Genomic DNA, 21,760 nt, shown 5'->3' on the forward strand with positions numbered 1-21,760 from the left:
TACCTCCTATAAGACGAAAAAGCACACATGTGCTTTTTCGATATATTATTTTTTGTTTTTACGTTTTCCGTAAAGGATAAAGCATCCCCCAACCACAACGAGAACCCCGACAAATGGTAGGACATTTTGAGGTGTAACACCGGTTGATGGGAATACCTTAACATCTTTTTCGCCTAAGGCAAAGAGCGAGAAGGATGCTGTATCAAAGGCAATACGTGTTCCATCTGCAACCCATGCAAGCGATTCAAATCCGTCTTTAGTTTCATGATACACCTGTAGGGTGGCACGATCTAGAGATTTTTTCGGTTCAATTGAAACATTAACTGGATTTTTTGGTTGTACAGAACTGCCATCACTTCGAAGCGTAATGTCATAGCCGACTGTATTCTTTAATCCGTCAACGACGAGGTTATTGTTGACCGATACACTTAAGGTTGTGTTTTCAGGTAGATCACCTTCCGTATAGGTAATCACCACATTGGACGCATCATCCACAAGTGTTAATGTTTTCGGTGTTTCAGGTTTAACTTCTGGTTTAGGTTCTTCAGGTGTTGTTACCGTCACGGCTTCAAGCTGAAGATCTTGCGATACACCGTTTTTATTTTCAGTGTTCACGGTAATGTATGTTTTGCCATTTTCAATTACGGCATTACCATTACCTGATACCACATCATAAGTTCCATCTAAAGTAAATGAAACGTGGGTTTGTTGATGCGTTGGATCTTGAACTGCAAAGGTTAAGCCTTTACGCATCACAATCATTTTACTGCTTGTGCTTAGATCTTCCACCGTATGATTTGCTCCATCAAAGAATGCGTATCCTGTCATACCAAGATCTTTTTGACGTACCGCATGAACACCATCCTCTTGTGCAAGGATTTCAATTGGATTTGCTTTCGCATACGCTTCCGTTTGGTCTGCAGTTGCATTGGGTAAAATCGCATAAGCATATTGACTTGTTTCGTTACCATCATGATCATACGTTACGGTTGCGAATTGTTGAGTTACTTCTTTATCCGCAGCACCCACAGTTTTATTACGCACGTAAGAATATTTTTGGGTATTAGTTGATGTGTTTACAGTTACATCTTGGTTTCCAAAGAATACATAGCCGGTGTCTTTATTGACGCCCTCGGTACCCATTGCAAGCCATTTCAATCCTTTTTGAACACCGTTTTCTAACGTTTGGATTCCATCCTTTGTTTCACCTTTGAGGCGAATCACATCGTCAGCACCAAACATACGATTTTCAACGGTTGTTGTTAAGTCGCGTTGCTTTTCATCATGAATGTTTGAACCTAAAGCGACAATTTCATCATCAAACATAAACCATGATTTATTTGCTTCCGCATTTTTATAGACTTTAAAGTCTTCTGGGAGCAATCCTGCTTGCGCATCAGCATACGCTTCATCATCACCCAATTGCATTGCGGACGCACCATAGATTCCCATTTTCACATCACCTGAGTAATCATTTGTACCCAATGGGAAGTAGACATATTTATTTTGCGTAATGGATCCTGCTTCAAACCCTTCAGCACGGTCATAGAAATCTTTTCCGTAAAGTTCTGGAATGGTTTGACGCACTTCATTCCCCGTGGTAATTCCTGGTAATTTATGGTGATCAACGGTTGCATAGAAATTAATCCCGTGCATGCTTGTTTGATCGTTTCCACTTTGGTAGAGGTAGTATGCACCATCTCCTTGGAACCATGAACGTAGGTTTTCACCACTCATGTATTCATATTTTGAAATACGATTTGAGCTTCTTGAAAGGGCAAAGGCAAAACCTTCACGCGTATGAATTGCTTTATCCATTAAGTTAAATGCATAGTGATCGTTTATTTCTAATGGATTCAGCGCTTGAATGTCTTGATTCTTAACAATTGCTTCATAAGCTGCAATATTTTGAATTGATACAAATGTTGCAGGATTGATGGTTGCACGAATGTTTTCAATTAAGTATTTAATATAGCTTTGAAGTTTCAGTTGTTCCGCTTGAGGGAGGCTTTGGGATAATTGCACAAATGCTTCAATAACACTTGATGCATCACCATAACCTGAACCGCTACGTGATACAGCACGGCCCTTTACGATTTCCATCATATAGCCTTCATACATCACTGGTGCAAATCCACGATAGATCCACTCTTGCACGGTATCCAATAAGGTATCATTTTGCCATTTTGTACCATCTAGTACTGTTACAAGTTGTGCAATACGACCGAGTAATACTTTTCCATATGAACCCGTATAGGCAACGGTTGAGTGTTGTACAAATGATCCATCTTCATAGAAACCATCGGTAACACCATGTTGAAGGTTACTTGGATCGATGGTGCTGAATACGGTCATCGAATTTTCAACGGCTTTACTAATTCGTGCTTCGTCCTTAAGTACAGCACCTTGAAGAATGCGGTTGAATGTGATGTCTGTAAGGTTTGCACCCGTATGTTGACGTGCATCAAGGTTTACATCGCCAATGGTAGGGTCACCCGGTTTCGCATCACCACGGATATAGGAATCCATCGCAATAACTGATTCTTGAATAAATCCTGGAAGCGCTGCTTCAATTTCATCACTAAGTAAAAACATGATGTTTGAAAGGCTCTGTGGTACACCAATTTCCCAACTGTACCAGTTGCCATAATAACCCGTATCCATTTTATTAAAGTAGTTATCTCCCAACCACTTAATACCATCTAAAACAGCCGTTAACGCTTCAGGGGATTGGTAAAGAGCGTTTTTAGAACCTGGCATCGAGTAAGCCAAGGCAATTGCATTAAGTTGTTGATAGGATTTTTGTAAATTTGTGGACAAGTCATGGTCGATTTTGCCACCACCACGCAAGACTAAACCTGAAATGTATTCATCATCATGACCCACGATAGATTCCATTGCTTTTTTACCGTTTGTGTAGATTGATGTAATTTTCTTTTCATTGACTGCATCGTTATTAATTGTTTCATTCCCAAGTAAGTATTCACGATAATTACGGTTAATTTTATCAATATCGTTATGATCTGCTGTAACGCTGCGCACACCAACCATCGATAATGACACAACAAGCGTCATTAAAAATGTGAACACTTTTTTCATATGTTTCTTCATTTTCGTCTCCATTCAAATTTAAAGATTAGTCCTAAACCGGTTTACAAACGAATTATATGTTAACGATTACATTGTGTCAACACCTTTTTCAAATTTAGGTGAACCGGTTTTGTGAAAATCTCATATTTTTTGACGAACATGATAATCGTTAAGAACTTTATGATAAGATAGTAAGTGTAAAAGGGTGGTGTTTTCTGAATTCAATTTCGTTGACACCCTATCAAGACGGGCGTATAATGAACACTGTTCAGTAATGAGGTGATTAGATGAAAAAAGCAGTAATAAGTAAGGAATCGCTCCTTGAAGTTGCGAAAGATATTGTCTTTAAAGATGGCTTGGATCAATTAAACATGCGGAACTTGGCCCAAAAAGCAGAAGTCTCCATTGGATCTGTTTATAATTACTTCCCATCAAAAAATAAGTTGATTTTAGATGTCATCGAAGATTTTTGGAAACAAGTTTTTTATGATGATATCTGTAATGTTGATACAAATATCAGTTTTGTTAATTTTATTGAACAAATCTATGAGCGGATACGCCATCATATGGATGAGTTCAATTCCTTATTTATGAGTCATGTGGAGATTATGAATCAAGAAGCAAAAATGGAGGGACATCATGTCGGCATGCAATATGTTGATCATATTCGTGCGGGTCTTTTGGTTGTTTTGAAACAAGATCCAACAATCAAACCCACAGCATTTACAGATTCGTTTACTCAAGATGGTTTGTTAGATTTTGTATTTCTTCATATCTTTATCTCATTACGTAAAGGAAGTCCAAACATTGACTTTCTTGCGGAAGTTTTAAAACGACTCTTATATGAGTAGAAAGAGGTTTCTATGAAAAAGATGATTAATACGTCCTTTGCATATCTAATTGCAGGACTTGTTGGTGGAGTATTCTACCGTGAATTTACGAAGTTTCAAGGTTTTACTGGATTTACGCGATTAAGTCTCATTCATCCGCATTTACTGGTATTGGGTATGATTTTATCGCTCATTGTTGCTTTGTTCTTTATTAAATTTGATCTTGATAAAAATCCAAAGTGGAATCGCTTCTACATTACCTATAATTTAGGTGTTGTAAGTACAACCCTAATGCTTTCCGTTCGTGGCATCACCGAGGTTCTAAATCTTTCCTTATCTTCGGGAATGTCGGCAGCAATCTCAGGTCTAGCAGGGTTAAGTCATATTATCTTGACCGTCGGACTTATGTATTTCTTCACAATATTACGACATGAAGCCAAATAAAAACACCAATACTTGGAACGGAACTGACCTAGTTCCAAGTATTGGTGTTTTTTCTATTGCGCATGGAGATACTCATTAAAAATTGTCTCCATAGTATCAAAGCTTGCACTGCCTAAATCCAAAATAATTTTATGGAATGCTTTCTCATCAAAGGCATCTCCCAATTCTCTTTGCGCACGTTCTTTCATGCTTTGGATTGACATCGCACCGTAGTAATAACTCCATATATTACCGGGCTCTAGGATGATTTGACGATAGATTTCATCACGTTCGGATTCACTGTTATTTACATAGACGGAATCAAAGAATGCTCCCATTTCTTCACGACTCCAATCATTATAATGGATGCCAATATCAACTTCCAATAAGATTAAGTACATCGACTCATATAAGTCGCGAATGTAAGCCTCATACCCCTCTGGACCCCCAAGATAACGGATTGAGAGCTGTTCAACATACTGAGCCCATCCTTCTGTCATTGCATTATTGCGGATGTACAGCCGAATTGGATGCATCCCTTGAATGCTTCGCATATATTGAGTTTGATACATGTGGCCTGGAATGGCTTCATGGGCAAAGGTTGTAAAGTTTGCCGGATCAAACGCGCTATTAATGTAGATTCGTTGCGTATGCTCAAGTTCACTATCAATGGGTGGCACGTAGTAGAACGCGGGATTTGAGATTGCTTCTAAAGAAGGATCGATTTGATGTACTTTATAGGGAATTGCGGGTATTTCAGGAAAATCATTTTTACTTTTAAGATAAAGATCATCAATTAAAGCATATGCATCTTGATACTTAGGTGACGTTTGATTGGCTTCAAATTCTTGGTACTCCAAGAGTTTATTGCTGCTTTCCACATCTTTTAAACGTTGATAAACTTCAATACGACGATTACTAATCCACATTTGAAATTAGGGAATGGTTTGGTTTCGACCACTTAAGGAAGGAATTAATGTCTCATAGTATGTTTTTCCATTCTCAAGATGAGCGAGCCCTCGATTGGGACGCGTCTTTATTGTTTTAAGTTCATTCTCTAACGTAACAAAAGCATTATAGAAAACATCGCGAATCATTTCTCGGTTTTGCTCGATGTACACTGTTTTTTCTGATTGATTAAGGAATGGTGCGGATTCTACTTTTGTATCAAACCCTTTAATTAGGAAAAAGTCATCCGATAAGGACTGCTCTTTCATAATAGTCGCAAATTCCGTTAACGTTTCATGTTCATACTGGGTCATCATTTCTGTTTTATTATAAAAAGCGATGGACTCATCAAAATACGACGGAATGGAATCAATCAAAGAAAAATATCCAATGATATCACTTTTCGTTCTGAAGGTAAATCCTTCCAGGTATTGAGGAATTGAATCCAATTCTGGATCCACTTGGAATTGGAAGGGTTGATAACCTGAAGCCATTCGCTCAAGCTCATAGAGCAGCACGCGTTTATCGATGATTTGTTGATCCGATAACGTTCGATCTTTAAATTTACGAATATTCTTTTCAATATCTTTAATTAAGTCTTTTGACATTTCAAAATCTTCACTTCCAAGTCGAAACGCATAGTGTTCGACGTCCACATCATAATCTTCTGGATGTTCCAAAAGATAATTGCTTGATGGATCTGTTGAACCGATCATTGACACTAAAGCAGTATCTAATGCACTCTCAAAATCTTTGTTTGTGCCATCATCACTGGGTGATGATACAAATTGGCAGCCAATCAAATTGATCAGTATGATTAGTATTGTTAGTGTTTTTTTCATAGACTATCCCACCCTATTCAAATTTTCGAGCCATGCATTCGTTGCATCCATCACCATTTCCTTTTTTTGACTTTGAAATATATTATGACCTACACCTTTAAGGACTTTCAATGCTTTTGCTTTGCTTTCTATCGTTTCATAAAAAGCTTGCGACGATTCCAAGGGAACAATTGAATCACAATCACCATGAAAAATAAGACAGGGGCACGCATACATGCTCATCCTGGCCTGAATTACCATCGGCGCATGAACAATTGTCTCTAAAACAAACGCTTGTGTGACACGCTTAAATGGCGCTCTAGACAATGCTTGTTCAATCATGCTTAACTGCCATAAATCATCTTTAATTAAGGCGGTAAACAACGCTAAAACTGAAATAGAAGATTGATTGAGTGATTCCCAATGATCTTGGACACAAAGACCTGGAGCCAGTAAAATCTGTCCATCAATACGATGTCCATATTCCAAGCCATAAAGGGCAGTCACAAGACCCCCTAAACTAAATCCCATAGTATAGATTGGACAATCAGAAGCAATTGTTTGCGAATACGACACAAGAGTATCCAAATCTAAAAGCAAATCACGATAGTCCTTCAAATCTCCTAAAGGAGCCTTTGTACCCCCATGACTGCGCATATCATAACGAATTACTGTATAGCCCCGTTGATTGAGTCCGTATGCAACGGAATTATAATAAACAACTTGTTCTAAAAAGCCATGACTGATAATCACAATCCCTTTTGGATTTCTGATTTCATTGACTAAAACATTCAATTCAGTGTCATCATAGGCTTTAATAAATAATTGCATAGGTCACCTCTAATCCCACGTCTTACTTTAATCATATTGGAATTTAGGACAAAAGTATAGGAAAAAGAGAACAAATTATGCGATTTTCGAAATATTTGTGGATAAAAGACGCGATTCAACGAACCCCAATTGAAAATATGGTATACTTTCAATATCGTTTAGAAATATGAGGTAATTGTATGAATGAAATGATTCCAATATTCTATTTATATTGGGTAATTTATGGTGTTATAGGTTGGATTATGGAAACACTTTATTGTTCCATTCCAGAGGGTAAATTTGTGGAACGTGGATTTTTAAATGGTCCGATTGTACCTATTTACGGATTTGGAGCGTTGTTTGTTCTCAGTATCCTTAAACCTTTTTTAGAGAGCCCAATTTTAGTATTTGTTTTAGGATTTCTATTAACCAGTGCTTTGGAATATGTAACCAGTTATATTATGGAAAAAGCATTTGGGATGCGTTGGTGGGATTACTCCCATTATAAATACAATATTAAGGGACGTGTTTGTCTTTTAAACAGCACGTTATTTGGTATTCTTTGTGTCGTTCTTGTAGAGTGGATTCACCCGGGTGTCGTGCAAATCGTTGATCGATTGAACCCAACAACCATTCGTGTTGCGTCAACGGTCTTAGGCATCGTAATTGCGATTGATTTCGTTCTATCGGTTGCATCCGTATTGAATCTTAAGAAACGTCTTAAATCATTGGAAGTCTTGCATACCGAAATGTCAGCACTTATTCATAGTTTAAATGAAAAAAGCACCCTGCGTATCGAGGAAATCAAAGAACGTATTGCTGAACTTAAAGCTGAATACAAATTTACTGAACGTCGTCTGATTCGCTCATTTCCAACCATGAAATCTGAGCAATTCAGTGAATTCTTTGAGGATGTGAAGGCTGCAGCTCGTTCCAAACGGAATAAAATTAAAAAAGATTAGAAAAAAAACACCTTACGATGGAACTGACCTAGTTCCTTGGGACTAAAGAAAAAACCAAGTTAGGATGAAGTTAACCGATAATTTACGGGAGATTGATATCCTAGCTTTTCTTGTATTCGATTTTCATTGTAATATTTTAAATAGTTTATCACAGTTTGTGATACAATTTCAGTAGAACCCTTTAGTTCTGGGTTTAATTCGAATGTTTCACACTTTAGCGAGGCATGAAACGATTCGATAGGAGCATTATCAGCGGGTGTACCCTTACGGGACATACTCATGGTAATGCTTTTATTTTTTACTTTGAGTTGATACTCTTTTGATGTATAGACACTCCCTTGATCAGAATGAAGAATACATGGCTGAACGATATCCGGAAGTTGATTTAATGTATCAACCACACATTCTAGGTTTTGTCTGTCACTCAATGTAGACGCAATAATCTCACCATTATATAAATCCATGATCGTAGATAAATAGATCATCTTATGGCCATAAGGGATGTAAGTGATATCTGTCACCAATTTCTCTAGAGGACGTAGTGATTTAAAGTCGCGATTAATGATATTGGGCATAATGATCTTCGGATTTTGTTTTCGATACCGTTTGACCTTAACACGGCATTGACATTGGTGTTTCTGCATTATCTTTTGAACAGTGTTCTTATTGATAATTCTTTCTTTCGAATTAATGCAGTTATTTTTCGATATCCATAACGAAATTTATTTTCTTTACAAAGTTCAATTACTAATGCTTCATTGACAGAATAATTATTAGACTCTAGTTGCTCTTTTTTAGTCCAACGGTAATACGTTGACTTAGGTACCCCAAAAAGATTCAAGATATCTTTAAGAGATACAGTGTTGCGATACTCTTCAACGAGCTTGATGATTATTTCAGGAACCACATCCTTTCTCTTTCCAAATACTTTTTTAATAGTTCAATTTGTTGCTCCAAAGATTTAATTCTAAGTCTTTGTGTTTCTTCGACCGTGTCTCCTTCAGGCCCTTTTCCAAAAGTATATTGCTTGCCTACAGGTTGAGAAAATCGATAGTGTTCACCATTTCGATACCATCTCCACCATGTTTTGACTTGTGTTACATTTTTTATTCCAAGTTCAGTCTGAATAAACCTGCTTGAGTAGCCTGCCAATTTCATTTCTATAACTTTCATCTTTGTCTCATAGCTATGCATAGTTCGTGTTCCCATATAAAAACCTCCTATATTGAACTATTTTACAATAATTCTCATACAAGAGGTTTTTTTCTTTAGTCCCACGGAACTAGGTCAGTTCCGTTTCGATCTGATTGTTTTTTTATACTTATTTAAAAACTTTAACTTTACCCTTCACATCTTGTAGTGTTTTGGGTTGGACTTCATCAATTGCTTTACCAAATGGCATTTGCGCAACTAATTTCCAACTTGATGGTATTTCAAATGCCTCTGCAGCACTTGCATCCACAATTGGATTGTAATGTTGGACGGATGCACCGATTCCAGCTCCGACAAGAGCAGTCCATGTTACCAATTGCAACATACCATTCTCTTGCTCAGCCCAAATTGGGAAATTATCCGCATAAAGTGCAAATTGGTCTTGTAACCCCTTCACAACATCGGTATCAATATAATAAAGAATGGTACCTTGCCCTTGTTTAAAACTTTCCAATTTCGCAACAGTATTTTCAAAGCCTTCTTCAGGTGCTACTTTACGTAATGCTTCACGTGTTAAGTCCCAAAATGTATCACTGTGTTTTCCAAATAAAACGACTGCGCGTTGTGTTTGAGCATTAAATGCTGATGGTGTATGTTGTACTGATGACTCCACCAACTCAATTACTTCATCTTCGGTTAATACCGCTTCCTTTGATAATCCATATCGAGAACGTCGAAGTTCTAAATCTTCAAAAATCTTCGTCATGACATTTTACCTCCTGAGTCACTATGTTTTACGAATTATATTATATAGTTATTGACTATGTTAATTCAAACCATATGCTCTAAAATTGTTTGTGTAATTTTCAAGTTTGTGACCTAATCTGGTTAATGTAGATTTTAGAAAAGGAATGGTGTAAAATGATTAAAGAACTAGGAGGAATTGATTATGATGAAATTAGTTGTTGTTCGTCACGGTGAAAGTGAATGGAACGAAAAAAACCTCTTTACTGGATGGGCTGATGTAGAACTTTCAGAAAAAGGTGTAGAAGAAGCTAAACTTGGTGGACGTATGCTTAAAGAAGAAGGTTACGATTTCGATATCGTTTATACTTCATACTTAAAACGCGCAATCCACACAATGGACAATATTTTAAATGAAATGGAACGTACATGGTTACCAATCGTTAAAGATTGGAGACTTAACGAACGTCACTACGGTGCGTTACAAGGTTTAGATAAAGCAGAAACTGCTGCAAAATACGGTGAAGATCAAGTTCTTATTTGGAGACGTTCATTTGATGTGAAACCTCCAGAATTAGATCCTACCGATGAACGTGCTCCACGTAATATGGAAGCATACCGTAATGTAGAAGATAAAGATATTTTACCATTACACGAATCCTTAAAAGAAACAATTGAACGTGCTGTTCCTTATTTTGAAGAAACAATTAAACCTCAAATGTTAGATGGAAAACGTGTTCTTATTGTTGCTCACGGTAATTCATTACGTTCACTTGTTAAATACTTCGACAATATGACTGATGATGAAATTATGAAGGTAAACATTCCTACAGGTGTTCCTTTAGTTTATGAATTTGATAATGACTTTAATGTCGTAAACAAATACTACCTCGGTGACCAAGAAGCACTGAAAGCTAAAATGGAAGCAGTCGCAAACCAAGGAAAAGCGAAATAAGTAAAAAAAAACGAGTCTCACTCGTTTTTTTTCTTTTATCAAATCTCAACCGCACCACTTTCACTTTTATTAAAGTCTATCTCATAGGCCGTTTTGAAGTCAAATATTTTTCGCGGCATTGAGTTAATTTTGAAGCAAATATCATCAAGATATTGTTGCGCTATATCATACATTGATTTTCCTTTTGGTATAAACCTTCTAACGATTGCATTCGCTCGTTCATTGGTTCCACGTTGAAAAGAACAGTATGGATCACACTTATATAGTTTCACACCCAACCGCTTGGCTGTAATTCCTAATGTTTTAAATTCAAGTCCATTATCTACTGTTATCGATTTCGTGGTTATATTATTCTCTTCAATAAATTTTCGAATTAAGTTTGATGTAATAGTCATATCGATATTCTGCTTTAATAAGCCAGGTCATTCTTGAGCAGCGGTCTACAATGGATATAATCGCTGCAGATTCATGTTTCTTACCGATTATAGAGTCGATTTCGAGATGGCCAATCTCGTTACGTTCCTCAATGTATTTAGGTCTAAGGCTAATTGGAAGTACCGTTTTCTCTTCCAAGTTCCATCTCAAGTGATTCATCATTCCACTAATTCTCTTTTTACGTTTTCGACGTTTATAGCACATTCTATTTGGTTTTATATCAAGTTTACCTTGATTAATCCAGTTATAGACTTGCTGCGATGAAACACACGGTTTATATGGATGATATCGTTTATAGTTACTCAAGCATACTTCTACCCAATGAACTTTAGGATCATAGTGAGAATGCAGATATTCGATTAAGTGGAATATTTTCTCGAATATCAATCGTTCGTTTCTTATAGACATTATTTTTATATCTAGAAATCGTAGAATGAGATATATTGAGTTTACGTGCTGCCTTGCGCATAGAGTAGCCGATGCTTAATAGAATATCAATTTGGTCTTTCATTTTTATCTAATTGTTTATACTTCATATGGGAGCTCTTTTAGTGAACCGCACCCGAATCTTGGACAAAGATGAGGAGGTGCGGTTTTATGGCTAAGCTAACACGAAAACAAAAAATTGAAATATATGAAAAACGAAAGTTAGGACAATCAGTATGTTCATTAGTAAATGAGTATGGTATTAATAAATCAAGTATTAAATATTTGGTAAGACTTATCGATCAACATGGACCCAATGTTCTAAGACGAAACAAAAATCACTTTTATTCTCATGAATTTAAGTCAGAAGTAATAAATCGGATATTAATGGATGGAGAAAGTACAATAGCTATCGCCATCGAACTTGATTAAGTTCTGATGGATTGATTTACAATTGATTAAAATTATAAAGAAAACGGCTATAATGTCATAGAACGGAAACGAGGTAAACCATCTATGACAAAACCAACTAAACTGTTAACAGTTAATGATGAACTAAAGGCATTGAAGAAAAACAAGTATTTGGAAGCGGAGAATGAATATTTAAAAATTGAATGCCGTAGTGAAACAAAGGGTGGAGCGCGAAAGAAGAAAACCAGAGTAGTTTCCTTACTACGACAAAATATCCCTTAGAGATTCTTTTAAAATATCCGACTCGCTCGATCTACTTACTACTTCTACGTTTCAAAATTGATTTTGATACCAAAACGACGAACTCATGCAAGAGATTATAGAAATCTATTATGATCACAAAGGACGATATGGTTATCGTAGAATTACTTTAGAACTAAATAATCGAGGAATTCGTGTAAATCACAAGAAAGTCTTGAGACTTATGAATAAAATGGGATTACATTCAATCATAAGAAAGAAACGTAAGTATTCTTCATATAAAGGGACAGTGGGAACCATTGTTGAGAATCGAGTTCAAAGAGATTTTGAAGCTGATAAACCCAATCAAAAATGGTTTACGGATATCACTGAGTTTAATGTGCAAGGAAGAAAATCTATCTTTCACCAATACTTGATGCATATGGTAGATACATTGTATCTTACAACATATCTACAAGTCCTAATTTGATCAAACTAGAGACGTGCTTCACAAGGCATTTTCTTGTAACGATACGCAAGGAACAATTATTCATTCGGATAGAGGATGGCAATACCAACATCAATTTTATGTGAAAGAATTAGAAGCACATTCGATGATTAGAAGTATGTCAAGAAAGGGAAATAGTATTGATAACGGACTCATGGAGGGCTTTTTTGGGCTACTAAAATCAGAAATGTATTATGACCAAGAACATAAGTATAAAAAGGTAGAAGAATTAGTTGATGCAATTGATGAATATATCGACTATTATAATAACAAGAGAATTAAGAGCAAACTAAAAGGACTGACCCCTGTTCAATACAGGAATCAATCCTTAAATTTAAAAGATAATTAGCTTGTCCAAAATTTGGGGTTCAGTTCATAGTCGGGTGGGCTCCTTTTATTATACAAAAACAACCGCACCTTGGGTGGTGCGGTTGAGATTTGAATTTAGGAAAATAAAACGAGTCTCACTCGTTTTTTTAATATTGGTCTAAGTTATTAGGCTAGTTTATTAGCCTGGATTTTTGTACAATAGTAATAGACTTTGGAGGTAATTATGAAAAAAAATGATATAGGTGTTATTGGACTTGCAGTCATGGGGTCAAACCTAGCCCTAAATATGGCTGATCACGGTTATAATGTATCGATCTATAATCGTACATATGCTGTTGGTCAAAAAGTAATTCAAGAAAACCCACACGAAAATTTAAGCCTTTTTGAAAGCTTAGAAGATTTTGTGACTTCACTTGAAGCTCCGCGCAAGATTATCCTAATGGTAAAAGCAGGACCTGCTGTCGATAAAGTAATTGAAAATTTAATTCCACTCCTTAATAAGGGTGACATCATCATGGATGGTGGTAATTCAAACTTTAAAGATACGATTCGTCGTACCCAAGAAATCGAAGCACTCGGATTCCGTTATTTAGGTGTTGGTATTTCAGGTGGGAAGAAGGCGCACGTTTTGGCCCTGCTATTATGCCAGGTGGAAGTAAGGACGCATATCAATTTGTTTCAAATATATTGGAAGATGTTTCTGCTAAAGCACAAGGTGAGCCATGTTGTACGTATATTGGTGAAAATGGTGCCGGTCATTATGTCAAGATGGTTCATAATGGCATTGAATATGCAGATATGCAATTAATTGCAGAAAGTTATTCAATTTTAAAACATGTTGGCGGTTTTACGAATGAAGAACTTGAAGCAATCTTTACCGATTGGAATCACGGTGAACTTGATAGTTTCTTAATTGAAATTACAGCACAGATTTTTGGTGAAATTGATCCGGATACCGGTAAACACATGGTGGATGTTATTTTAGATACAGCCGCTCAAAAGGGAACTGGTAAATGGACAGCCGAAGAAGCATTAAATACAGGTACCGATGCTTCCTTACTTGCATCCGCAGTCTTTGCACGTTTTATTTCAGCGAAAAAAGAAGAACGTGTACAAGCACAAGATATTCTTGGGTTTGAAGCACCTCATGCACAAATCAATGATCGTGAAGCCTTTATCGAGCAAGTTCGCCAAGCGTTATATGCAAGTAAGATTATTGCCTATGCACAAGGTTTTGACTTGATGAAAAATGCATCCATTGAATATGGATGGGACTTAGACTTTGGTGCGATTGCGAAAGTATTCCGTGAAGGATGCATTATCCGTGCGAAATTCTTAAATCGTATTACAGATGCTTATACATTAAATCCTGAGTTACAAAACTTAATGTTGGATGCATCATTCAAAGAAAGTCTGCTTGATTATCAAGGGAGTTTACGTGATGTGTGTGGTCTTGCCATTCAATCTGGAATCAGTGTTCCTGCCTTTACCAATGCAATCAGTTATTTCGATGCATACCGTAATGGTCGTTCAAATGCAAACTTGATTCAAGCTCAACGTGACTTGTTCGGAGCGCATACCTTTGAACGTGTTGATAAACAAGGGAGTTTCCACCACGAATGGAATCCTAGTAATGAAGGCAAATAATCATATAGTCGCAATTTTCGGAGGTACGGGTGACCTTACCTACCGAAAGTTGTTACCTGCATTTTATAACCTTCTTGAAACCAAGAGTCTTCCTGATTCATTTCATCTTGTTGTAATTGGACGACAAGATTTAACGACAGCGGCATACCACGAGTTGGTAAAGCCATGGCTTCGTGAACAGGCTCGTTTTGATGTCAAAGAAGAAACATTGGATGTCTTTCTCGAATACGTGTCCTATTTTAAAATGACGTTTACGGAAGATGAAGGATATCCACGTCTTAAAACATATTTTGAGGCGCTTGATCCTCAAGCACACGTTCTTTATTATTTTGCCGTTGCACCTTCTTTCTTTGAAACAATTGCAACACAATTAGCGCGTCATCAATTGGTTTCCAAGAGCAAGGTTATCATTGAAAAACCTTTTGGAAATGACTTAAAATCCGCAATCGATATCAATAATACGTTAACGCATATCTTTGATGAAGATCGTATCTTCCGAATTGATCACTATGTTGCGAAAGAAATGGTTCAAAACATCTTTACGATTCGTTTTTCTAATATGATCTTTGCGGATAGTTGGAATGGTGCATCCATTAATAATATTCAAATCAGCGCCGCGGAAACGGTTGGTGTTGAAAATCGTGGGAATTACTATGATCATACAGGTGCTTTAAAAGACATGTTTCAAAATCACTTGCTTCAGTTATTATCCATTGTTCTTATGGATGAACCACAAGCATTTAATGCTGCTGACATCCACCGTGAACAAGAAGCTGTGTTGGAAAGTCTGTATGTTAAAGATTACGAAAATGATATAGTGTACGGTCAATACCTTGAAAATAAAGATTCGAAGTCTTATATACAGGAAGATAAGGTGCAGTCTGACTCCACAACCGAAACCTATGTTGCATTAAAACTTGCCTCATCACTTCCTAAATGGCAAGATACCCCTATCTACATTCGTACGGGGAAACGTATGCATAAGCGTTCCACGGAGATTATGATTGAATTTAATCAAAAAGACCACGAACAACCTAATGTACTCATTATCAAAGTTCAACCGGACGAAGGGGTCTATCTTCGTTTTAATATTAAAAAACCGGGCCAAACTCATGATAGTCAGACAGTCTTTATGGATTTCTGCCAGAGCTGTAATTACGAAAATAGGGAAAATACGCCGGAAGCGTATGAGCGTCTTCTCAAGGCAGCCATGGATTCCGATCAGTCCTTATTCGCAAGTTTTAAGCAAGTCCATCTAAGTTGGAGTTTGGTTGAAACTATCCTAAAGCATAAAGGCAATGAGAGTCCTGAAGGCTATGCTGCTTATTCATCCGGTCCGAAACGTGCTCATGATTTATTGGCACGTGATGGCAATCAATGGATTGAAGAACAGGTTATGGGCGAAATATTTAAATACTAAACATAAAAAAACTTCTTAAAGTGCTAAGAAGTTTTTTATGTTTACATTCCCGTTCCTAAGTACTGCGAGATTGCTGCAGACAAACGTGGAATAATTTGATTCTTTCTTGAAACAACATCTTGTAAGAACGTACGTGCTTCTCCATCTTTATTTGGGAATGCATCCAAGACGGCTTCTTTTAGACTTCCTGCAGCGACAATAATGGATCCATTATCTTCTACACTGGTAAAGACGACAACCAATAAATCAAGATGATGTTGAACTACAAACTGTTTCATTACTTCTTCAAATGAATCTAAGATATCATCCAATTCATCAAAATGGTAAATGACCAATTGTGATACCATAACCTCTTTTTGAGAGATGTAGAATTTCTTAATATCTTGGTTAATGATGTCTTCATACGGTTTATTTTTTAGACCGGATGTGACTTCATACATATCGCGTGCAAATTCATTACGATCCAGCCCGGAACGATCTTGAAGAATCTGTGCAATCTCAAAATCTTTAGGCGTTGTTGTTGGTGATTTTAAGTTTAACGTATCGGATATCAATGCTGAGAGCAGTAAAGATGCAATATCTTTGGGAATTTCAACACCATGCTCCAGATACATCTTTGTGATGATCGACGCAGTTGAACCGATAATCTCATTTCTGAAATATATTGGTTTAACGGTTCGTAAATCGCCAATACGGTGATGATCAATGATTTCGAGTATTTCTGCTTGTTGGATCCCATCAACGCTCTGTGAAGCCTCATTGTGGTCCACAAGAATCATTTTTTTACTGGATGAATTGAGAATATGATAACGTGAAACAAAACCATAAATCTTATTTTGATCATCCAATACTGGATAGGCACGATAACGTGTTTTAAGCATGCGCTTTCCAACATCATCCACAAATTCATTCCAATTAAATGTTACCAAGTCTGTTGACATGACTTCCCGAACACTTGGTGCAAAGAGTAAATAACGCGATGTATTCATCGTTCCATGTGTTGATCGAATAATCCCACAATCATGAAGTTTCGCAAGCGATAACACAGATTCCTCAATCTCATCCGTCCATACCGTCACGATACACGAAGCACCTTTACGTATAGCCGTTAATTGTGACTCCGTATCATTCCCAATGATCACCAAACGGTCTGTTAATTCATAATTATCCAATTTCGTCTTGGAAATCGCAATAATGCTTGTTTTTCCATTAAAATGAAAATGTTTGGGTTCATAAATTAATTCACCGTCGATCGCCTGCGCAATATTACACATAGGGGTTTTCTTTAAGAGTGCGATTGAATGTTTCGTATCCCCCATCGCGATATGCGCAAGATTTGAACTGGTCACAAGCCCAATAAGTTGATCCCGATCATCAACTACCGCTAGTGTCTGTCGCTTATCTGAGATAATTTCCATTGCTTCCTTAATAGAAGTATCCAGATGAATCTTTACCGCATCATCCATTTCAATTTCATCAAGCGTTGCTCGTGCATCTTTAAGGAGTGTTGGCGTTTCAAAACCAAAGCGATCGAGAAGATAGCTGGTCTCATCACTCAGTTCACCCAAACGACATGGCACTGCTGGAGCACCAAGAATGTTTTTTAAATGAGCATATGCAATTGACGATACAATTGAATCCGTATCTGGATGACGATGTCCACAAATATAGATTAAATCTTTTTCGTTTTTCATATAATTTCCCTTTCAGTCATTAATATTAGTTTATCATATCTACTTAATATATAAAGATGACCCTGTGAAAAAGAACCGCAATTAAAAACTATTTATGGGTATAACTCCCCGATTCTATTTCAATGTTGCGTTATTTATTCTGTTTATATTTCATACACCAAGTTTCTTTGAGCATCTTGCTTTTTTATTACTTTATAAAAAAACACTGATTTCTCAGTGTTTAGTCTTCATTCATCATATCGTAGCGATATGATGAATGCTTAATCATATTTGGATTTGGTTTACGTGTTCGATGAATTTCTTTATGTACATCACTGCGCTTAAAGTTTGTATAAGCATCTTCATTTTCCCAAACAAACGATACATCTACACAATCATAACTATGGCATGATTCGTTCAATCCTACGCGAATACTTACAAACCCTGGAAAATCTTTAACTACCGTACGATTATAAAAATTCTCGGCAAAATCACGACCAGTTCCTTTTTTCATTTCAAAATGCTTAACTTCTACATATTTCATTGTGATACCATCCTTTTTAAAATCGTAAGTTCTCTACTAATATTTTATGCAAAGTGCAACAATGAATCAAGCATTCTATAAGTTAAATTAACCAAATATTTCACAAAGAGTCTATTATGGGAATGATTTGTTCTAAAAAACCGAACTCATGTCACAAAATAAAAAGCACCGTAAATCGTTTGTGATTTGTGGTGCTTTTATACACAAAGTTATTTTGTAAGACGTGGCAAACTTAGAACGTCTTCAATTGAGTCAATAATATATTGAGCACCATGTTCTCGAAGTTCTTCAACACTACGAAAGCCCCATGACACGCCTACAGGTATCATACCCGCATTTTTCGCTGTCTTCATATCCACATCACTGTCCCCTACAAAATAAATTAGAGAAGGGTCGATCGCCATTTTTGAAGCAATCGTTAATGGGTAGTATGGATTGGGTTTATGCTTGCCATCAAAGCTATCACCAATCGTCGCAACAAAATCAATATCTCCATAGTAATGTTTCACAATACCATCTGTATACTCTTGTTTCTTATTTGTACAAATTGCGATTGGAATGTTACGCTGATTGAGCGTTTTTAACGTTTCACACACCTTATCATAAGGAACGGATGCCTCTGTGTAGTGATGACTGTACTCATCAAGGTATTCTTCAAGGATTCTTTCAAATCCTTCGTAATCACTTGGTAAAGCCCGTTCAACAAGTTTTTTCATCCCATTTCCAACAAATTTTTTGTATTGGGTGCGATCATATGTGGGAAGCCCATGACGTTGCAGTACTGTATTTAAATTATTTCCTAAATCATCAATTGAATCTAATAACGTTCCATCTAAATCAAAAATAAATGCCATTTGAGACCAACTTTCTAAATTACATGTCTAAATATTTGATTATCATGCTTTGGTTCATAACATGTAGTGATTGGACGGGAAGCCGCCCATTTGAAAAAGCGTGAATCATCATGTTTGGTTTTAATCGGAAAAAAGCAAAGTGGTTGAAGTAAATCCAGCGCTTCACGGGCACCACGATCAAAATTTTTCCCCATTGAAGGTTCAAGCGTAAACATCATGAGGTCAATGGGCGCAAAGTCCGCAATATTGTGGAGGATTTCATGAAAGCGATGTGTTTCAAAGCGTGATTCCGCAACGGTAAAGGTATCATCCCAATGCCAATTATTCAAAGAGCCTGCATGTAAGATTTTTAAGTCACCTTCTTGAATTAAGTAACACACTCCACCACCCGTACTTTCATATGTACGCACTTTCGCAAATCCCAAGTGAATTTCATCCCCCGGCTCCATCATAAATACATTACGATAAGGCGAAACTAAAATATCCGAAGATAAGATAACCGTCTTCCCATAGCTGTATATTGCATCATTATAGTGATTACGATGGCGACTTGTCACAAAAAAGAATGTTTCTTTTTCACTATACAAATATCGAGACGGTAACAGTCCCTCCACATAATCAAAAATATAGATTGCTTTTTCTGTTTCCACAACATAACCCGCATTATTAATATATTCTACATTTACCATGATAATGGCCCCCCTTCCTTTTATTATAACACGAAAAAGAGCAGCATTATGCTACTCTAAGATAACTGTGATTGACCTGAATACAATGAAGCATATCGTCCGCCTAATTGTATCAAATCATCATGACTTCCACGTTCAATGATTTCACCGTGTTCCAAGACAATAATTGCATCCGCATTCCGAACTGTTGATAGACGGTGCGCAATCACAAATGTAGTACGTCCTTCCATAATTGAGTCCATTCCTTTTTCAACCATACGTTCCGTACGGGTATCAATGGAAGAGGTGGCTTCATCAAGAATAAGAATTTCAGGATTGGCTACGGCTGCACGTGCAATATTGAGTAATTGCATCTGCCCTTGTGATAAATCATCCCCATCGCCCCCAAGAACGGTTTGATAGCCATGTTTAAGTTGGCGAATGAAGTGATCAGCATTCGCCAACTTCGCAGCTTCAATACACGCCGCATCACTTGCTTCAAGGTTTCCATAGCGAATATTTTCCATCACAGTACCACTGAACAAATGAGTGTCCTGAAGTCCCATCGCAATATGTCTTCGTAAACTGTAACGATTTATGCGATCCAAGGGTTTTTCGTCAATTAAGATTGTGCCTGCGTCAATGTCATAAAATCGCGAAATGAGGTTTGTGATCGTTGTTTTCCCTGCTCCGGTAGACCCTACAAAAGCAATTTTTTGTCCCGGTTTCGCCCAAAACGAAACATCTTTTAAAACAGGAACTCCGGGATTATAACCAAATGTTACATTTTCAAATCGAACCGATCCTTCAACCTCATCCAGAATCAAATCGGTCTCATTTTCAGATTCGAAACTCCAGTCCAATAATTCAAAGATTCGTTCTGCGGAAGCAATTGCAGACTGAAGTGTTGTGAATTGGCTGGAAATTTCATTAATGGGTTTTCCTTGAGTACGTGTCATATTTACATAAGCACCCAAGTCTCCAATACTTAATCCATGATTAATTGCAAGATATCCCCCTACAATCCCAATGATTGCATAACTTATCGTATTCACATTTTGCATTAATGGAAACATCATGATTGAGGTGATCTGAGCTTTTTGAGAATTCTTCCGGTAATCTTGATTTAGGACTTGGAAATCTTTCTCTGCCTCTGTTTCATGATTAAAAAGTTGCATAACCATCTGACCTTCCATTGACTCTTCAATATACCCGTTTAAGGTTCCCAAAGAACGTTGTTGGCGTTTTGAGTAAATACGACTTCGCTTCACAATCGCATTCGCCATAATTGAAAGAAGCGGAAGAATTATCAAAGTCACAAGAGAGAGGGTTGGACTTAAGATAAACATCACAACAATGGTTCCCAATAAGGTAAAGATATTGATCACAATCGACGCAGCTGCAGAGTTTAACCCTTCCCCTACAAGGTCAATGTCGTTTGTAAAACGACTCATTAAATCCCCATGGGCATTTTGATCGTGATACTTAACATCCATTTTCAATACATGATTAAACATATCTTTTCGGATTGTTTCTACCGTACGCTGCGAAATTTTCACCATCATCCGGTTTGAAAAAAGCATCGCAAAAACCTCAATCGCGAAAATGATTGCAAGAAAAATAAGTTTACTAAAGAGCTGTTGGAACATCAAATCTCGGGTAATCGTTCCATTTAACCCATTTTCAATAATTTTAATTAACGGAGAAATCGAATAGGATCCATAAAGCCCGCCAAGGGTAGAGATAATGGATGCGATGATAACCATGATGAGCAGTACTTTATTTTGCCCTAAATATCCCAATAATCGTTTTAGCGTTTTTTGTTGGTTTCGTGGTTTATGACCAATTACAACTTTACGTTCACTCATG

The 21,760-nt window shown here is 36.9% G+C and carries 16 protein-coding genes and 4 pseudogenes; 8 read left to right on the top strand and 12 right to left on the bottom strand.

Annotated features, from left to right (window positions below; genetic code table 11):
- Window positions 1-45 precede the first annotated feature (45 nt).
- Window positions 46-3,111: a polysaccharide lyase 8 family protein gene (locus EEI45_RS07575; protein WP_125164766.1), complete on the bottom strand. Its 3,066-nt coding sequence runs from the start codon at window positions 3,109-3,111 to the stop codon at window positions 46-48.
- Between the two features lie 266 nt (window positions 3,112-3,377).
- Here EEI45_RS07575 and EEI45_RS07580 point away from each other — a divergent pair, with 266 nt between their 5' ends.
- Window positions 3,378-3,941, top strand: coding sequence for a TetR/AcrR family transcriptional regulator (locus EEI45_RS07580; protein ID WP_125164767.1), 564 nt, complete (start codon window positions 3,378-3,380; stop codon window positions 3,939-3,941).
- 12 nt (window positions 3,942-3,953) lie between these two features.
- Window positions 3,954-4,364 carry a DUF2871 domain-containing protein gene (locus EEI45_RS07585; protein WP_125164768.1) on the top strand — a complete coding sequence of 137 codons (411 nt, stop codon included), beginning with the start codon at window positions 3,954-3,956 and terminating at the stop codon, window positions 4,362-4,364.
- Between the two features lie 53 nt (window positions 4,365-4,417).
- On the opposite strand, the gene EEI45_RS09620 is transcribed toward EEI45_RS07585, so the two are convergent.
- Genes EEI45_RS09620 through EEI45_RS07595 form a run of 3 tightly spaced genes read right to left on the bottom strand, consistent with a single transcriptional unit; the run spans window position 4,418 to window position 6,943 of the window.
- Window positions 4,418-5,272 carry a DUF885 family protein gene (locus EEI45_RS09620; protein WP_228410323.1) on the bottom strand — a complete coding sequence of 285 codons (855 nt, stop codon included), beginning with the start codon at window positions 5,270-5,272 and terminating at the stop codon, window positions 4,418-4,420.
- A gap of 6 nt (window positions 5,273-5,278) precedes the next feature.
- On the bottom strand, window positions 5,279-6,133 hold the full coding sequence (locus tag EEI45_RS09625; RefSeq protein ID WP_228410324.1) for a DUF885 family protein: 855 nt from the start codon (window positions 6,131-6,133) through the stop codon (window positions 5,279-5,281).
- Window positions 6,134-6,136: 3 nt separating this feature from the next.
- Window positions 6,137-6,943, bottom strand: coding sequence for an alpha/beta hydrolase (locus tag EEI45_RS07595; protein ID WP_125164769.1), 807 nt, complete (start codon window positions 6,941-6,943; stop codon window positions 6,137-6,139).
- Window positions 6,944-7,122: 179 nt separating this feature from the next.
- Here EEI45_RS07595 and EEI45_RS07600 point away from each other — a divergent pair, with 179 nt between their 5' ends.
- The gene (locus EEI45_RS07600) at window positions 7,123-7,884 is read left to right on the top strand and encodes a putative ABC transporter permease (RefSeq protein WP_125164770.1); all 762 of its coding nucleotides are present in this window, start codon (window positions 7,123-7,125) and stop codon (window positions 7,882-7,884) included.
- Between the two features lie 59 nt (window positions 7,885-7,943).
- Here EEI45_RS07600 and EEI45_RS07605 read toward each other — a convergent pair.
- Window positions 7,944-9,093: pseudogene (locus EEI45_RS07605) on the bottom strand (IS3-like element ISErh1 family transposase).
- Between the two features lie 112 nt (window positions 9,094-9,205).
- A complete protein-coding gene (locus EEI45_RS07610) occupies window positions 9,206-9,802 on the bottom strand; it encodes a nitroreductase family protein (protein ID WP_125164771.1) in 597 nt (198 codons plus the stop codon).
- Between the two features lie 183 nt (window positions 9,803-9,985).
- Between EEI45_RS07610 and gpmA the strand changes: the two genes are divergently transcribed.
- A complete protein-coding gene (gpmA, locus tag EEI45_RS07615) occupies window positions 9,986-10,735 on the top strand; it encodes a 2,3-diphosphoglycerate-dependent phosphoglycerate mutase (RefSeq protein WP_013852680.1) in 750 nt (249 codons plus the stop codon).
- 38 nt (window positions 10,736-10,773) lie between these two features.
- Here gpmA and EEI45_RS07620 read toward each other — a convergent pair.
- Window positions 10,774-11,706, bottom strand: a pseudogene (locus EEI45_RS07620) (IS30 family transposase).
- A 61-nt stretch (window positions 11,707-11,767) separates the two neighbouring features.
- Here EEI45_RS07620 and EEI45_RS07625 point away from each other — a divergent pair.
- From EEI45_RS07625 to zwf, 4 genes and pseudogenes are all read left to right on the top strand, one after another.
- Window positions 11,768-13,104, top strand: a pseudogene (locus tag EEI45_RS07625) (IS3 family transposase).
- A gap of 267 nt (window positions 13,105-13,371) precedes the next feature.
- Window positions 13,372-13,644, top strand: a pseudogene (locus EEI45_RS10165) (NAD(P)-binding domain-containing protein); the annotation flags it as partial.
- Window positions 13,645-13,727: 83 nt separating this feature from the next.
- Complete coding sequence (gene gndA, locus EEI45_RS07630) at window positions 13,728-14,732, top strand: NADP-dependent phosphogluconate dehydrogenase (protein WP_267128117.1); 1,005 nt, start codon at window positions 13,728-13,730, stop codon at window positions 14,730-14,732.
- Window positions 14,719-16,152, top strand: coding sequence for a glucose-6-phosphate dehydrogenase (zwf, locus tag EEI45_RS07635; protein WP_125164772.1), 1,434 nt, complete (start codon window positions 14,719-14,721; stop codon window positions 16,150-16,152). The genes gndA and zwf overlap by 14 nt, the downstream gene beginning before the upstream one ends.
- 41 nt (window positions 16,153-16,193) lie before the next feature.
- Here zwf and EEI45_RS07640 read toward each other — a convergent pair whose 3' ends face one another.
- The 5 genes from EEI45_RS07640 to EEI45_RS07660 all read right to left on the bottom strand — a co-directional run bounded on the left by EEI45_RS07640 (window position 16,194) and on the right by EEI45_RS07660 (window position 21,759).
- Window positions 16,194-17,846: a putative manganese-dependent inorganic diphosphatase gene (locus EEI45_RS07640; protein WP_125164773.1), complete on the bottom strand. Its 1,653-nt coding sequence runs from the start codon at window positions 17,844-17,846 to the stop codon at window positions 16,194-16,196.
- 220 nt (window positions 17,847-18,066) lie between these two features.
- Window positions 18,067-18,369 carry an antibiotic biosynthesis monooxygenase family protein gene (locus EEI45_RS07645; protein ID WP_125164774.1) on the bottom strand — a complete coding sequence of 101 codons (303 nt, stop codon included), beginning with the start codon at window positions 18,367-18,369 and terminating at the stop codon, window positions 18,067-18,069.
- A 209-nt stretch (window positions 18,370-18,578) separates the two neighbouring features.
- Window positions 18,579-19,223, bottom strand: a complete 645-nt coding sequence (locus tag EEI45_RS07650; protein ID WP_125164775.1) for an HAD family hydrolase — start codon at window positions 19,221-19,223, stop codon at window positions 18,579-18,581.
- A 14-nt stretch (window positions 19,224-19,237) separates the two neighbouring features.
- Window positions 19,238-19,912 carry a metal-dependent hydrolase gene (locus EEI45_RS07655; RefSeq protein WP_202605988.1) on the bottom strand — a complete coding sequence of 225 codons (675 nt, stop codon included), beginning with the start codon at window positions 19,910-19,912 and terminating at the stop codon, window positions 19,238-19,240.
- Between the two features lie 56 nt (window positions 19,913-19,968).
- Window positions 19,969-21,759: an ABC transporter ATP-binding protein gene (locus tag EEI45_RS07660; protein WP_125164777.1), complete on the bottom strand. Its 1,791-nt coding sequence runs from the start codon at window positions 21,757-21,759 to the stop codon at window positions 19,969-19,971.
- Between the last annotated feature and the right edge of the window lies 1 nt (window position 21,760).

The sequence above is a fragment of the Erysipelothrix piscisicarius genome (assembly GCF_003931795.1).
GTDB lineage: Bacteria > Bacillota_I > Bacilli_A > Erysipelotrichales > Erysipelotrichaceae > Erysipelothrix > Erysipelothrix piscisicarius.